The organism is Streptomyces sp. NPDC048461 (assembly GCF_055587105.1).
This window is the reverse complement of the sequence record NZ_JBVJGW010000028.1, coordinates 55985-68899: the sequence shown is the minus strand read 5'-3', so window position 1 is coordinate 68899 and position 12915 is coordinate 55985. Positions and strand designations below refer to the sequence as shown.

Sequence of the window (12915 nt, the reverse complement as noted above, 5' to 3'; positions counted from 1 at the left end):
GCGGGTCGCGCGTCGTGCGGGGGTGAAGGGCGTGATCCGGCGTCCTCGACCGACCGTGGAGAACCACCGTGAAGAACCTGAAGCGCGTCCCCCAGCCCGTCCGCCGAGCGGTGGCCGTCACCGTTGCCGCCGTGGGTGTGGCCGTCGCTCTCGCCGGGCCCGCCTCCGCCGTGACCACTCCCTCGGCCGCCCCCGCCCCGGTCACCCCCGGCGCTCCTGCGAGCGCCACGCCGAGCGCCGCCCCCAGCGCTCCCGCGAGCGCCACGCCGAGCGCCGCCCCGGCGCCCGCTCCGTCGGTCAGCACCCCGTCGAGCGCGTCCCCGAGCGCGTCCCCGAGCGCCGCGCCGAGCGCCCGGCCGACCGGCGCCCCCGCCGCCGTTCCCAGCGCGGCCCCCGGTGCGGCGTCCGGTACGCCGGAGCTCGCCGAGACCGGCTCGTCCGCCACCACCACCGCCCTGGGCGCCGGCGCCGCCGGCCTGATCGTCGTCGGCGGCGGAGCCCTGTACGCCGTACGGCGCCGCACCAACGCCTAGGAACCACGTGCTCCACCTCGCACCGACCGCCGGCCCCGCCGCTCCCGTCTTCGACCGGGCGCGGCGGGGCCTGTGGTCGTTCCTGCGCCGCGACCGTTCCTCCCCGCCGGCGGCCGGGCCCGCGTACGCGCACCCGTACGAGCGGACCGGCAACCACGGGCCCGCCCACGGCCACGAGCCCGCCCACGGCCACGGGCCGACGCCCGGGGACGGCGCCCCGCCCACGGTCACCGCGCTGTACCACGCCCACCGGCTGGGCATGGTGCGGCTGGCCGTGCTGCTCGTCGACGACCTGGCCACCGCCGAGGACGTGGTACAGGACGCCTTCACCGCCCTGTACCGCCGCCACGGGGAGCACATCACCGAGGTGGACAACGCCCTCGGTTACCTCCGCACGGCGGTGGTCAACACCTCCCGCTCGGTACTGCGCCGCCGGCGGACCGTACGGGCGTGGACACCGCCGGCGGCGGTCGACGCGCCGTCCGCTGAGGCGCACGTCGTGCTCGGCGAGGCGCACCGCGAGGTCCTCGCCGCGCTCGGCAGGCTGACCCCGCGCCGGCGGCAGGTCCTGGTGCTGCGGTACTGGGCCGACCTCAGCGAGGCGGAGATAGCGGCCACGCTCGGCATCAGCCGGGGCGCGGTCAAGTCGAACGCGAGCCGGGGACTGGACGCGCTGGAACGGATTCTGGAGGGTCGGGTATGACGCGTACGACGCACGACGGCGAACACCCCGCCGAGCGGCGGTTGCGGCAGGCCCTCGACGCCCGCGCCGCCGGGATCACCGTGCGCGTTCTGCGCCCGGCGGACCCGCCGGGGCCGGGACTGCGGCGTTCCCCGCTGGCGCGGCTGCGCGGGTTCACGCTGCCGCTGGCCGGTCTCGCCGCGGCGGCCGCGGCGATGGTGGGCTACCTGGTGCTCGCGCCGGACCCCGGGCCGCCGCGGCCGGTTCCGCCGGCCGCGCCGCCGGAGCTGACGCCGTCCACCCCGATGCCGGGCCGGTCGCCGTCCGTGCAGCCGTCCCCGTCGGACGGGAGGGCCGGGTCGGCGGAGCCCACCCCGGGCCCCGGGCCGGACGTCACGGCGTCGTACCCGGCCCCGCGGGCGACGCCGTCCGTGACTCCGACGTCCCGCGCGGGGAACCCGTCGGCCGCCCCCTCGCCCTCGTCGCCGCAGCCACCGGGCACGCCGAGCGCGTCCCGGCAGCCGTCCACGTCCGCATCGGCCCCGTCGGCCGGCCCGGGGGCCACGCCGTCGTCAGCGGGGCAGCGCTGACGGGGTCGCCCGCTCGTGTTCAGTGCCCCCGGGGCGCTGCGGGGACGGTGTTCTCCACCGCCGTGACCAGCGGGGCCAGTTGCGGGTCGAGCGCGGCCTGGGTCAGGGCCTCGCGCAGGGCGGCGTCGTTCGTGGGGCGGGCCGCGGCGAGGAGGTCCAGGCCGGCCCCGCTCACGTCCGTGTAGATGCCGCGCCGGTCCGTGTCGCAGATGTAGCGGTTCAGCAGCCCGCGGTCCTCCAGCCTGCTGACCAGGCGCGTCGTCGCGCTCTGGCTGAGCACCACCGAGTCCGCGACCTGGTGCATCCGCAGGTGCCCGCCCGGTCCGCTGTGCTGGCGGCTGAGGACGTCCAGCAGCGAGAACTCGCGCACGCTGAGGCCGTGCCCCGCCTGCAGCGCCCGCTCGATGTGCGCCTCGATCCGCCCGTGCAGGAGGGAGAGGGCGCACCAGCCCTGCGAGAGGGCGGTGAGCGCGCTGTCCGTGGCCGTCATGGGCTCCTCCAATTGCGGGTGCGGTCGTTCCGGTCGTTCGGTGCTTCGCGGTGCTTCGCGGTGCTTCGCGGTGCTTCGCGGTGCTTCGCGGTGCTTCGCGGTGCTTCGCGGTCTTCGGTGCGTCCGCGCGGGGCGCGGCGGCACGTGCACGACCAGGATAGGCCACTCGCGCAATATCCCGCGTTTGCAAATATCCCGCGTCTGCAATTAATGTGGACGCACGTAAGCGGCGACAGCAACCGTATGTCTCCCTCGACGGCCGCGCGCCGCCCCCGCTCCACCACCTCCCTGAAGGGCACCTCCCCTCATGCCTCTCGCACTCCTCGCCCTCGCCATCGGGGCCTTCGGGATCGGCACCACCGAATTCGTGATCATGGGTCTGCTCCCCGAGGTCGCCGGCGACTACGGCGTCTCGATCCCCACGGCGGGCTTCCTGGTCACCGGCTACGCCCTCGGCGTGGTCCTCGGCGCGCCGCTGATGACGATCCTCGGCACCCGCATCCCCCGCAAGCGGATGCTGATGCTGCTCATGGGCCTGTTCATCGCGGGCAACGTGCTCTCCGCCCTCGCCCCCGCCTTCGGCGTCATGCTGACCGGGCGCGTGGTCGCCTCGCTCGCCCACGGCGCCTTCTTCGGCATCGGCGCGGTCGTCGCCGCCGAACTCGTCGCCCCCGAGAAGAAGGCCGGCGCGATCGCGATGATGTTCACCGGCCTCACCGTCGCCAACGTGATCGGCGTCCCCCTCGGCACCCTCGTCGGGCAGACCCTCGGCTGGCGCGTCACCTTCCTGATCGTCGCCGGTCTCGGCGTCCTCGGCCTGCTCGGCATCGCCAAGCTGGTGCCCGACCTGCCCCGGCCCGCCGGCGGCGTCCGCATCCGCAGCGAGCTCGCCGCCTTCCGCAACGTGCAGGTGCTGCTCGCGATGGCGATGACCGTCCTCGGCTTCGGCGGCGTCTTCGCCGCGATCACCTACGTCACCCCGATGATGACCAACGTCGCGGGCTTCGCCGACAGCTCCGTCACCTGGCTGCTGGTCCTCTTCGGCCTCGGCATGGTCGCCGGCAACCTCGTCGGCGGCCGGTTCGCCGACCGCGCCCTGATGCCCATGCTGTACGTGTCCCTCGGCGCCCTCGCCGTCACGCTGGCGGTGTTCACCCTGACCGCCCACAGCAAGGCCGGCGCGGCCGTCACCCTCGTGCTCATCGGCGCCCTCGGCTTCGCGACCGTCCCGCCGCTGCAGAAGCGGGTGCTCGACCAGGCCGCCGGCGCGCCCACCCTCGCCTCCGCCGTCAACATCGGCGCCTTCAACCTCGGCAACGCCCTGGCCGCCTGGCTGGGCGGGCTCGTGATCGCCGCCGGCCTCGGCTGGACCGCCCCGAACTGGGTCGGCGCGGCCCTGGCCGCCTCCGCCCTCGTACTCGCCCTCGTCTCGGGCGCTCTGGAGCGCCGTACGGCCGGCGGCGTCCTCCCCGCCAACGTCCTCCCGGCCGACGGGGCCCGGAGCGCGGCCCCGGGGAGCGCCGCCGCACCCGTCGCCGCCCACCACTGACACCCGCCTCCCCACCCCGCACCCACCGCGGCCCGTACCGGAACCCCGCACCCGGGCCCGTACCGCTCAAGGAGCACACACACCATGTCGACCACCACCACCCACGCGCCCCGCACCGCCGTCGCCCCGCTGACCACCGGGGACGCAGAGCTGCTCGTCGCCGCGGCCCGCGCCGCCGCCGACGCGGCCGGGGTCACCGTGAGCGTTTCGGTCCTGGACGCGGGCGGCCACCTGCTGGCCTTCCGCCGCGACGACCGCGCCGTCCTGATCTCCGGAGAAACCAGCACCCGCAAGGCCTTCACGGCCCTCCAGCTCGACGCGCCTACCGCCGACCTGGCCGACGCCGTCCGGCCCGACGGCCCCTTCCACACCCTGCCGACCGCCCTCGACCGGCCCCTCCTCTTCATCGCGGGCGGGCTGCCCGTCCACCGCGACGGCCGCCTGATCGGAGCCGTAGGCGTCGGCGGCGGCGCCCCCGACCAGGACCACGGGTTCGCCGCGGCGGCGCTCGACGCCCTGGTCTGAGCCCGCCGGGTCGCGCGGCCGTGTCCCCCGTGCCACGTTGGTACGGGGGACACGGGCGAACGATGCGAAATCCGAGGCGACACATGAGGGTCCACGTCATGGCGACGGCAACGGTGGCCGCGCTGGTGACCCTCGCCGTCCCGAGCTGCTCCGCCGCCTCCGAAAAGGCTCCCGCGGCCGCCCCCACCCCCGGAAACAGCACCCCGGCCCGGGCCGCCACTCCCGGAACGGCCGACCCGACCCCGGCCCCCACCCCCACGCAGACGTACCCGATGTCGACGGCCCCGAGCACCATCCCCGCCGTGCGCGAGCACGTCCCGGCCCGCGGTCCCGGCTGGAAGCCCGCCACCGGCGGCCGCGTGATCGTCGGCGCCGACGACGCCGCGGCCCTCACCGACGAGGCCAAGCTGCTCGCCGGCGAACTGGGCATGGGCTTCGCCGAGGCCCAGGACCCCGACCCCGGCGACGTACAGCTGTCCCTGGACGCCGCCGCCTCCGAGGCGCCCGAGTCGTACACCCTCACGGTCAAGGACGGCCGGGCCAGGATCACCGCCCGCGAGGAGGCCGGCGTCTTCTACGGCACCCGCACCCTCAAGCAGGCCGTGAAGGCCGCCGGCTCCGCCCCCGAGGGGACGGTGCGCGACGCCCCGGCCCGGCCGCAGCGCGGGCTCAACCTCGACATCGCGCGCAAGAACTTCACGCCGGACTGGATCGAGGACCGGCTGCGCGAGATGGGCGACCTCAAACTCAACCAGCTCGGGCTGCACTTCTCCGACGACCAGGCCTTCCGGATCGAGTCCGACAGCCATCCCGAGATCGTCTCCACCCCGCACCTCACCAAGGCGGAGGTCCGCCGGATCACGGCCCTGGCCGCGAGCCTGCACATCACCGTGGTCCCGGAGATCGACTCGCCCGGACACCTCGGCGCGGTACTGCGCGCCCACCCGGACCTGCAACTGCGCGACGTCCAGGGCAAGGCCGTCAAGGGAGCGGTGGACATATCCAACCCGGCCTCGGCCAAGCTCATCGACGAACTGCTGCGCGAGTACCTGCCGTTGTTCCCCGGCGGTGCCTGGCACCTGGGCGCCGACGAGTACCAGGCACTCGTCGTCCGCGACCCGCAGGCCTCCTTCCCGCAGCTCGCCGCAGCCGCCCGGGAGCGGTACGGGCCCGCGGCGCGCGTTCAGGACCTGGCCACGGGCTGGCTCAACGACCGCGCGGACGTGGTCCGTCCTTCCGGCAAGGCGCTCAAGGCCTGGAACGACGGGTTCTTCTCCGGCGGGGTCGCCAAGGCCGCCGAGGACCTCCAGGTCGAGTACTGGACGGGCAAGGAACTCGGCGCCCGGCCGCCGCTGGAGTACCTGCGCGAGGGCCGCAAGGTGGTCAACCTGAACGACGAGTACCTGTACTACGTCCTCGGCCAGCCCAACGAGTTCACCTATCCCACCGGGCGGCGCATCTACGAGGAGTGGACCCCGCTGGTGCTCCGCGGCACGACCCCGGTCCCGGCCCGGTACGGGCCGCAGATACTGGGAGCCCGGCTCGCCGTATGGGCCGACCTGGCGAACGCCCAGACCCAGGCGCAGGTGGCGCAGGGCATCCGCACCCCGCTGGCCGCGCTCTCCCAGAAGGTCTGGGACGACCGTCGACCCGCCCGTTCCTGGGCGGAGTTCAAGGCCCTGTCCGACCGCCTCTGACCACGAGGCGGGCGGCTGCGAAGGTCCGGGCGCACGGCCTCACCGAGAGGCGGAGGCGGGCGCGGGATCCGAGTCCGAGTCCTCCCGCTCGTAGTTCGCAAGGGCCAGGCCGAGCCCGAAGAACGTGGGGGCCCACTCTCCGACGAAGATGCCCCACCGGTCGGCTCGTTCCAGGTCCTCCTGCTGATGGGAAGCCAGCCACGAGGCCAGCGACAGACCGATGGACACGGTCGCCGCCAGGTAGGCGTGCTCGCTCTTCACTCCGGAGTCGTGCAGCTTCTTGACGATCACGGGAATGCTCCTTCGGGTCGTCGATCGGGGGGTGCCTCCGCTCGGAGGCCCTGTCCCTCGACGGTAGGCACGCAGCCACAGTGTGGCGATTTGCCCTGTTTGTGCATCGGTTTGGGCGCGACAGGTGCTGAGGGGCGGGGGACTATGGAAGGGAAGGCCTGCCTTTCGAGCGGATCGGTACGTGCGTGGGGAGTGCACCCGTCCGGTACGACGCGACAGCTCGGGGCCCGGCTCACAAGCCCGCTTCCGAAGCGGGTACTTGACGTCCTTTACCCCTCTCCCACCCAAGGTGAGGACCACGAGATGAACAAGCGCACTCGCATCATCCTCTGCACCCCCCTCCTGGCCTGTTCGCTCGCCATCGGGCCGACGGCCGCGGCGGTGTGGGCGGCCAGTCCGCAGAGCAGTCCGCAGACCAGTCTGCAGGCCGTGCCGTCCGCGGCGTGCTTCGTCGAAGCGAAAGCGGGCGACGCGACCAAGGCCATCGTCACCGGCGAAGGGTTCACCAAGGGGACCAAGGTCACCATCGACCAGAGCGACGGCCCCGGCGGCGTACTGATCACCGTGGGCGAGGACGGGAAGTTCACGGCCGCCGACGTGCCCGCCGGCAAGTACACCGCCACGCAGGCGGGCGGCGGCGGAATCAACGCGACCTGCCTGGGCGGCCAGGCGGCCCAGGACGCCGTCAACCAGAAGGCCATCGACACGGCGCGGAAGGCCGGCGCCAAGGAGGGCTTCACGGATGGCAAGGACCTGGCCCAGTCCGGTGTCTGTGACGCGAAGCCGAAGCTGAAGCCCGCACCGCAGGGCCTCGCGCCTGACGCCGCCTCCCAGAAGGCCGCGAAGGAAGCGCACGACGCCGCCTACACGGCAGCCTTCGACTCGGCGCTCAAGAGGTACTGCACCGACTAGCCCGCACCGTGTGTCCTGTGTGCCGATGTCACAGCCGTGGCAGCGGCACACGGTCATGCGCCGCCCCGCGGGTGGCGCCGGCTGCCCGCCCGTCGCCCGCGCCCGGGGGCCGCACCATGAAGACGTCGACGGCATCGCAGGATTCCACGACGAACCCGTGACGTGCGTAGAGCCGCTGGGCGGCGCTACCCCGCAGGACGTTCAGGCGTACGGCCGTTCCCTGCACGTCGGCGTGCTCCAGGACCGTGCGCAGGACGGCCGACCCGAGGCCTCGGCCCTGGTGGGACGGGGCGAGGTAGAAGTGCTCCAGCAGACGCCCGCCGTCGGCGGGCCGGACCGTGATGGACCCTGCGCGTTCGCGGCCGACCATGATGAGCGACGTGTGCTGCGGGGAGAAGGAATCCCGCAGGCGCTGCCGCACCCGGTGCTCGTCGTAGCGGCCGAGTCGCTCCAGATCCGCACGCAGCACCGTGGCCCGCAGCTCCGCGACGGTCTCCACGTCCGTCGGCCGCGCGGCACGCAGGACCCACCCCGTTCCGGCATTCACGGCAGCAGTATCCCAGGAGCCCTGCGGTGGGCGGGGAGAGGCTCTCGCGCGCGGCCGATCCGAGGCTCGGGGCGGGGCTCGGGGCGGGGCTCAGGGGGCTTTCGCGGCGGACCGCTTGGCGCTCTTGCTCCTGCTGGTGGCCGTGCTGCCCCGGCCGGACTTGCCGGCGGGTGCGGTCTTGCGCGCCGGGGCCTTCTCCGCGGCCTTCCGGGGGGCCTTGTCCGCCGCTGTGTCCGGGACGTTGCCCGGGGCCGCCGCCGGTTTCCGCGGCGCGGTCCGCGCCCCTTCGATCGACCACGTGAGCTCGATCTCCAGCTCGATCTGCCCGTCGTCGACCTCGACCTCGATCTCGCTGCGAAGGTCGTCCGGGATGCGCAGGCTCATGGTCCCGGAGCCGAGTTCGAGTTCGGCCTGCCCGCCCCTTCTCAGCATCGCGGCGAGCGCCGAGAGCTGGTCGGCCGCCTCCAGGCGGGACAAGGAGCGGTTCAGCTCAAACTTGAGGTCGGTCATGCGCGTGTCCAATCAGGATCGACGGTACATACCGCCCATTCTGCGGCCATGCGCCGGATCGGACATCTCCGTGCTCCCGCGGCGCGGCCCTACAGCCGGTCGTCGGGGTTCCGGCCGGGCGTGTGATCCCGGCCCTGCCAGTGGCGCAGCAGCCACCGGCCGATCAGCGGCAGCGCGGTCACCACGGTGAGGGTCCAGGCGGCGGCGAAGGCCCAGATCAGGGGTTGCGACACGGTGACCGAGGCCGCCACGAACAAGGCCGCCGTCACCGCGCCCAGCAGGCATGCCGCCACGATCCGGTGGCGTCGGGGGGTCGAGCGCAGCATCCGTTCGAGGGAGCGGTCCTGCCTCAGTTGGGCCTCGATCGCGGAGAAGGCGCGCTCCTCGCGGTCCGAAAGTCCGGCTCCGTCCATGGCGACGTCCCTCCGTCGGCTCGGCCACCGGCCGCGGGGTGCGGTCGGTGGCCTCTGACCGGCGAATACCCTTCCTGGCGCGGCCCAACCCCCGCGCCGCGGGGTCACCGCCCGCCGCCGCGGGATCACCAGATGGAGGCGACCCATTCGGGGTGGTCGATGAACGGGTTCCGGTTGTGCTGGTAGCTGTCGAATATGACCTGGTTGCGACGCTTCTCGAAGGCGTCCGGCGGGTCCTGCTGGCTCCACTGCTTCAGGACGCTGATCCGGCCCATGGCGGGTGCGGAGCCGTTGTTGACCTTGTCGTTCATTTCGAGGTTCGCGAATCCGTCGCCGCCGTCGTAGCGGACCGCCATGTACAGCAGCATCCGCGCCACGTCGCCCTTGACAGCGTTCCGCGGCTCGAAGGAGTCGGAGTCCGTGAGGCTGCCGGGGGCCTCGCCGACGGGGCTGCCGCCCTTGTCGAAGTCCTTGTTCCCGCGCGTGCTGTTGACGGTGACGTCCTCGGGGCGCAGGTGGTGCAGGTCGGTGCCCGGGCCGGTGGCGGTGCCGAAGTCGCCGTGGCTCTTGGCCCAGACGTGCTCGCGGTTCCAGTCGTTGGCCCCGCCGCCGTTGGTGGACTTGGACTGGGAGCGGCCGGAGTAGAGCAGGATGACGTTGTTCGGGTTCGCCGGGTCCTGGTCGGTCACCTTCAGGGCGTTCCACACCCCGTCGTAGTTCACCGTGGACTGGGTCTTGATGATGTTGTGCAGGGCCGACTTCAGCGCGGCGCCGGTCTTTCCCTCGGCGGCCGCGTAGTACGGCTCGATCGCGGCGGAACCGGTCGCGGCGGCGTGGGGAGCCGCCGTCCGCTCCTGTCCGGCCGAAGCGGTGGCCGGCACGGCCAGCAGGGCGATCGCCGCGAGGCCGGCGGCCCCGGGAGTCAGGCGGGAGAATCTCATGACGTGGGGGTTCCTCTCCACACGCACCGTCCCCGCCATGGCGGTTGGCGGGGTGTCAGGTGGCAGAGCGAGGCTCCCATTGTCATGTGCTGATCAGGTGAAAACCATGTGTCCGGCACGCGGAAATCAGGGTGACCGCCGGGGTCGCGCACGCGGCGCCACGTGCGGTGACGGGTGCGACGCGGGCCGGGAAGCCGCCCGCCCGCGGCCCGACCGGCGCCCGTGTCCAGGGCTGTTGTCAGTGGCGGGTGCCAGGGTGGATCCGATACGAACCGCTCGCAGTGACCGACGGGGTTTTCGATGAGTGAACGATCCGGATCCGCCCTGCTCCCGGCCGGTTTCGCCGCCGCCTGGTGCGCCACCGACCTCGGCGAGTACCGCCCCTGCCGCTACACGTACGAGCGCTACCCCTACGAGACGCTGCCGCCGCTCGACCCGAGCCGGTTCACGGGCGCCTACGAGGAACTCGGGGGAGCGGGCGACGTGGTGCCGCGGCAGGTGGCCAGACTCGACGCCCTGGCCGGCCTGCTCGACGCCCAAGGTCTGGTGCTGCCGGGGGACTTCACCGTCTTCCAGACCTCCTCGCGCCTGCACCGTCTGCTGGACGAGGTCTCCGTGACGGGCTGCTGGAGCGACGTCTCGGACCCGATACCGAGCCCGGTAGAGCCGGGGGCCTTCCTCGTCCGCTTCCTGCGCGACCAGCAGGACTGCGTCATCTGGTACCTCTACCTGCGACCGTCGGGAGAGACGTTCGTCGTGCACTCGCACCTCGACTACGAGTACGAGGGGGACCACCTCGGTGACACGGAGGAGCAGAGGACCGCGATGCTGTGGTGCGCGCCCTCCTTCGAGGAGTTCGCCCACCGCTTCTGGATGGAGAACCGGCTGTGGCGGGCGGTGCACGGCGGCGACCCCGCGGGGCTCGACCCGCTGCTGCGCGACTACCTGGCGCACTACGCGCCGCCCGCGGCGTGAACCGCGGCGTCGGCTCCGGCCCGGACCCGCCGCGCGGCGGCGGCCCGCGGCCCGGTGCGGGTCAGCCGACCGGGGCGACCTGCGGGGCCGGGTCGTAGGTGAAGTTGGCCGGACCGAAGTTCTTCTTCACGGCCTCGTCCCAGGAACCGTCCTGGACCATCTTCTTCAGCGCGTCGTTGATCTTCACCTGGAGCTCCTTGTCGCCCTTCTTGACGCCGATGCCGTAGTTCTCGTTGCTCAGGCTCTGGCCCGCCAGCTTGAACTTGCCCTCGTTGCCCTTGCGCGCCACGTACCCGGCCAGGATGGCGTTGTCCGTGGTCATGGCGTCCGCCTGGTTCTCCTGGAGGGCGACGAGGCACTCCGAGTAGCCGGGGAGCTCCAGGATGCTCGCCTTCGGTGCCAGGCTGGTCTTGATGTTCTCCGCCGACGTGGAGCCCGTCACCGAACAGAGCCTCTTGCTGTTGAGGTCCTCCGCCTTGGTGATGCTGTTGTCGGTGGCGCGCACGAGCAGGTCCTGGTGCGCGACGAAGTACGGCCCGGCGAAGTCGACCTTCTCCTTGCGCTTCGCGTTGATCGAGTAGCTCGCGGCGACGAAGTCGACCTCGTTGTACTGGAGCAGCAGCTCGCGGTCGTTGCTGAAGACCTGCTTGAACTCGACCCGGTCCGGGCCGTAGCCCAGCTGCTTGGCCACGTACGTGGCGACGTCCACGTCGAAGCCGGTGAACGATCCGTCGGCCTCGCGCAACCCGATGCCGGGCTGGTCGAACTTGATGCCGATGGAGATCCCCTTGGCCTCTTCGTCGCCACCGCATCCGGAGGTGGTCAGGACGAGGGCGATCACTGCGGAGACCGCGCCGGCCTGGGGAACCTTCATGCTGCACTCTTTCCTCGGAACGCGGGACGTGCGCGGGGATCGCCGACGCACGTGGAACCGCGGGGACGTGGGGGGACGTCTGTCGTGACACGTGTACGAGGAAGCTAGGAAGGTGATAGCCGCAGCGTCACTAGATCTGAGTAAAACTTGAGGATAACGATCCGGATCGGCCGCAGGATCTGCGGTCGAAACGGGCCGGAGCGGGATAAAGGGGTGGGCATGGGAGCAGGTTCGGTACGCATCGACGGGAACACGCTGCTACTGGGCGAGGGGGTGCGGATCCGGTTCGTCCGGACCCTGCGGCTGCCCGAGTCGGGTACGCACGCGCTGCCTCCGGGGCTCGGCGACTTCCCGCTGCGCCGGGTCGAGGACTATCCCGACACCGTGCCGCCGGAGTGGCTGGCGAAGGGCGGCGTGATGCTGCCCGTCTACCTGCGCGAGGCGATGTGGCTGAGCTTCGGCGGGACCCGGGAGCCCGGAGCCCTCCAGGTCGGCGTCGGGAAGGTGTGCGCGGTCTCCGGCGAGCGCTGGACGGGACGGCTCGCGCGCAGGCCACAGAATTATTTGGTGCTGCCGCGCCAGCCGTGGCTGGACGGGATCAACTCGGGCGAGGGCACCGTCCGCCAGTTCGTCGCCGTGCCGCTGGGGCTCGGCGCCACCGTCGAGGGCCAGGTCACCGGCGAGGAGACGACCGGAGGGGTGCAGCTCCAGGCGTTCCCGCTGCGCGCGGGGGCGCTCGCCGCATGGCGCCGCGCCGAGGAGGAGCGGCTCCGGGCGGAGCAGGCGAGGCTCCGCGCGGCCCTCCCGCGGTACGGAGCCGGCCCGCCCCCGGGCGCTCCCGGCGCCGTCGGCGGGTACGGCGGCGCGGTGCCCATGCCGATGGCGGCGGCGCCCGGCGGCCCCCCGCAGCCCGGATCGGCCCCGCGCGCCGCGGCGGCGCCCGTTCCCGCCCCTGCCATGGGGCTGGGCGCCGGCGGTTCCATGCGCCAGGAGGTCTACCGCGACGACCGGCCGCTGGCCGACTGGGACGAGCAGCCGGCCGCCCGGGTCTTCGTCCACCTGGTGACCCCGCCCGCGTGGCGCCGCATCACCGGGGAGGAGGCGCCGCCGTCGCCCGTCGACCGGGCCGCCTACACGCGGGCCGGGCTCCCCTGGTTCGACTACTACGACGAGTCCGGCACCGACCTCGCCCCGGCCGGACCCCTGGGTCAGGTGAAGCCGGTGGGGGAGTGGCTGGGCGACGACCACACCCCGTGGTCCGAACCGGTTCCCGGCCAGATCAAGCCGCTCGGAAACGCCCCGCGGCCGGGCAAACCCGTGCAGGACGGCGACTGGTGACGCCTCCGGGCGGCGGGCCGGCGGCCGGGATCGTACGGTCGCCCGGCC

At 73.0% G+C, this 12915-nt stretch carries 16 protein-coding genes; 8 read left to right on the top strand and 8 right to left on the bottom strand.

Features of this window, described 5'->3' with window-relative positions:
• Window positions 1-68: 68 nt before the first annotated feature.
• A complete protein-coding gene (locus ACZ6S8_RS33215; RefSeq protein ID WP_469461279.1) occupies window positions 69-533 on the top strand; it encodes an LAETG motif-containing sortase-dependent surface protein in 465 nt (154 codons plus the stop codon).
• A 7-nt stretch (window positions 534-540) separates the two neighbouring features.
• The gene (locus tag ACZ6S8_RS33210; protein ID WP_469461278.1) at window positions 541-1236 is read left to right on the top strand and encodes an RNA polymerase sigma factor; all 696 of its coding nucleotides are present in this window, start codon (window positions 541-543) and stop codon (window positions 1234-1236) included.
• 202 nt (window positions 1237-1438) lie between these two features.
• Here the strand turns inward: ACZ6S8_RS33210 and ACZ6S8_RS33205 are convergent, their stop codons facing one another.
• The gene (locus tag ACZ6S8_RS33205; RefSeq protein ID WP_469461276.1) at window positions 1439-1780 is read right to left on the bottom strand and encodes a hypothetical protein; all 342 of its coding nucleotides are present in this window, start codon (window positions 1778-1780) and stop codon (window positions 1439-1441) included.
• 44 nt (window positions 1781-1824) lie between these two features.
• The gene (locus ACZ6S8_RS33200) at window positions 1825-2295 is read right to left on the bottom strand and encodes a MarR family winged helix-turn-helix transcriptional regulator (protein ID WP_469461275.1); all 471 of its coding nucleotides are present in this window, start codon (window positions 2293-2295) and stop codon (window positions 1825-1827) included.
• Window positions 2296-2602: 307 nt separating this feature from the next.
• On the opposite strand from ACZ6S8_RS33200, the gene ACZ6S8_RS33195 reads away from it, so the two are divergent.
• The 3 genes from ACZ6S8_RS33195 (at window position 2603) to ACZ6S8_RS33185 (ending at window position 6066) form a co-directional block, all read left to right on the top strand.
• Window positions 2603-3844 (top strand): MFS transporter, encoded by a 1242-nt coding sequence (locus ACZ6S8_RS33195; RefSeq protein ID WP_469461274.1) that lies wholly within the window; start codon window positions 2603-2605, stop codon window positions 3842-3844.
• A gap of 84 nt (window positions 3845-3928) precedes the next feature.
• Window positions 3929-4369, top strand: coding sequence for a GlcG/HbpS family heme-binding protein (locus ACZ6S8_RS33190; RefSeq protein WP_469461272.1), 441 nt, complete (start codon window positions 3929-3931; stop codon window positions 4367-4369).
• Between the two features lie 98 nt (window positions 4370-4467).
• Window positions 4468-6066: a beta-N-acetylhexosaminidase gene (locus tag ACZ6S8_RS33185; protein ID WP_469461270.1), complete on the top strand. Its 1599-nt coding sequence runs from the start codon at window positions 4468-4470 to the stop codon at window positions 6064-6066.
• Window positions 6067-6105: 39 nt separating this feature from the next.
• Here the strand turns inward: ACZ6S8_RS33185 and ACZ6S8_RS33180 are convergent, their stop codons facing one another.
• Entirely contained in the window at window positions 6106-6357 is a 252-nt protein-coding gene (locus ACZ6S8_RS33180) for a hypothetical protein (protein WP_469461269.1), read from the bottom strand.
• 303 nt (window positions 6358-6660) lie between these two features.
• Between ACZ6S8_RS33180 and ACZ6S8_RS33175 the strand changes: the two genes are divergently transcribed.
• Window positions 6661-7269: a hypothetical protein gene (locus ACZ6S8_RS33175; RefSeq protein ID WP_469461267.1), complete on the top strand. Its 609-nt coding sequence runs from the start codon at window positions 6661-6663 to the stop codon at window positions 7267-7269.
• Window positions 7270-7297: 28 nt separating this feature from the next.
• Here ACZ6S8_RS33175 and ACZ6S8_RS33170 read toward each other — a convergent pair whose 3' ends face one another.
• The 4 genes from ACZ6S8_RS33170 to ACZ6S8_RS33155 form a co-directional block, all read right to left on the bottom strand.
• Window positions 7298-7816, bottom strand: a complete 519-nt coding sequence (locus ACZ6S8_RS33170) for a GNAT family N-acetyltransferase (RefSeq protein ID WP_469461265.1) — start codon at window positions 7814-7816, stop codon at window positions 7298-7300.
• A 90-nt stretch (window positions 7817-7906) separates the two neighbouring features.
• Complete coding sequence (locus ACZ6S8_RS33165; protein ID WP_469461264.1) at window positions 7907-8326, bottom strand: amphi-Trp domain-containing protein; 420 nt, start codon at window positions 8324-8326, stop codon at window positions 7907-7909.
• An 89-nt stretch (window positions 8327-8415) separates the two neighbouring features.
• Window positions 8416-8739 carry a DUF3040 domain-containing protein gene (locus tag ACZ6S8_RS33160; RefSeq protein WP_469461262.1) on the bottom strand — a complete coding sequence of 108 codons (324 nt, stop codon included), beginning with the start codon at window positions 8737-8739 and terminating at the stop codon, window positions 8416-8418.
• Between the two features lie 125 nt (window positions 8740-8864).
• Entirely contained in the window at window positions 8865-9680 is an 816-nt protein-coding gene (locus ACZ6S8_RS33155; RefSeq protein WP_469461261.1) for an endonuclease I family protein, read from the bottom strand.
• Between the two features lie 300 nt (window positions 9681-9980).
• On the opposite strand from ACZ6S8_RS33155, the gene ACZ6S8_RS33150 reads away from it, so the two are divergent.
• Window positions 9981-10655, top strand: a complete 675-nt coding sequence (locus ACZ6S8_RS33150; protein WP_469461259.1) for a hypothetical protein — start codon at window positions 9981-9983, stop codon at window positions 10653-10655.
• Window positions 10656-10716: 61 nt separating this feature from the next.
• Here the strand turns inward: ACZ6S8_RS33150 and ACZ6S8_RS33145 are convergent, their stop codons facing one another.
• Window positions 10717-11529 carry a glutamate ABC transporter substrate-binding protein gene (locus tag ACZ6S8_RS33145; protein ID WP_469461258.1) on the bottom strand — a complete coding sequence of 271 codons (813 nt, stop codon included), beginning with the start codon at window positions 11527-11529 and terminating at the stop codon, window positions 10717-10719.
• A gap of 219 nt (window positions 11530-11748) precedes the next feature.
• Between ACZ6S8_RS33145 and ACZ6S8_RS33140 the strand changes: the two genes are divergently transcribed.
• Window positions 11749-12867 carry a hypothetical protein gene (locus tag ACZ6S8_RS33140; protein WP_469461257.1) on the top strand — a complete coding sequence of 373 codons (1119 nt, stop codon included), beginning with the start codon at window positions 11749-11751 and terminating at the stop codon, window positions 12865-12867.
• The last annotated feature ends 48 nt before the right edge of the window (window positions 12868-12915 follow it).

Coding starts and splice junctions, on each gene's coding strand:
- ACZ6S8_RS33145 (WP_469461258.1), bottom strand. CDS start 11,529: ATGAAGGTTCCCCAGGCCGGCGCGGTCTCCGCAGTGATCGCCCTCGTC.
- ACZ6S8_RS33200 (WP_469461275.1), bottom strand. CDS start 2,295: ATGACGGCCACGGACAGCGCGCTCACCGCCCTCTCGCAGGGCTGGTGC.
- ACZ6S8_RS33195 (WP_469461274.1), top strand. CDS start 2,603: ATGCCTCTCGCACTCCTCGCCCTCGCCATCGGGGCCTTCGGGATCGGC.
- ACZ6S8_RS33175 (WP_469461267.1), top strand. CDS start 6,661: ATGAACAAGCGCACTCGCATCATCCTCTGCACCCCCCTCCTGGCCTGT.
- ACZ6S8_RS33190 (WP_469461272.1), top strand. CDS start 3,929: ATGTCGACCACCACCACCCACGCGCCCCGCACCGCCGTCGCCCCGCTG.
- ACZ6S8_RS33165 (WP_469461264.1), bottom strand. CDS start 8,326: ATGACCGACCTCAAGTTTGAGCTGAACCGCTCCTTGTCCCGCCTGGAG.
- ACZ6S8_RS33150 (WP_469461259.1), top strand. CDS start 9,981: ATGAGTGAACGATCCGGATCCGCCCTGCTCCCGGCCGGTTTCGCCGCC.
- ACZ6S8_RS33185 (WP_469461270.1), top strand. CDS start 4,468: ATGGCGACGGCAACGGTGGCCGCGCTGGTGACCCTCGCCGTCCCGAGC.
- ACZ6S8_RS33140 (WP_469461257.1), top strand. CDS start 11,749: ATGGGAGCAGGTTCGGTACGCATCGACGGGAACACGCTGCTACTGGGC.
- ACZ6S8_RS33155 (WP_469461261.1), bottom strand. CDS start 9,680: ATGAGATTCTCCCGCCTGACTCCCGGGGCCGCCGGCCTCGCGGCGATC.
- ACZ6S8_RS33160 (WP_469461262.1), bottom strand. CDS start 8,739: ATGGACGGAGCCGGACTTTCGGACCGCGAGGAGCGCGCCTTCTCCGCG.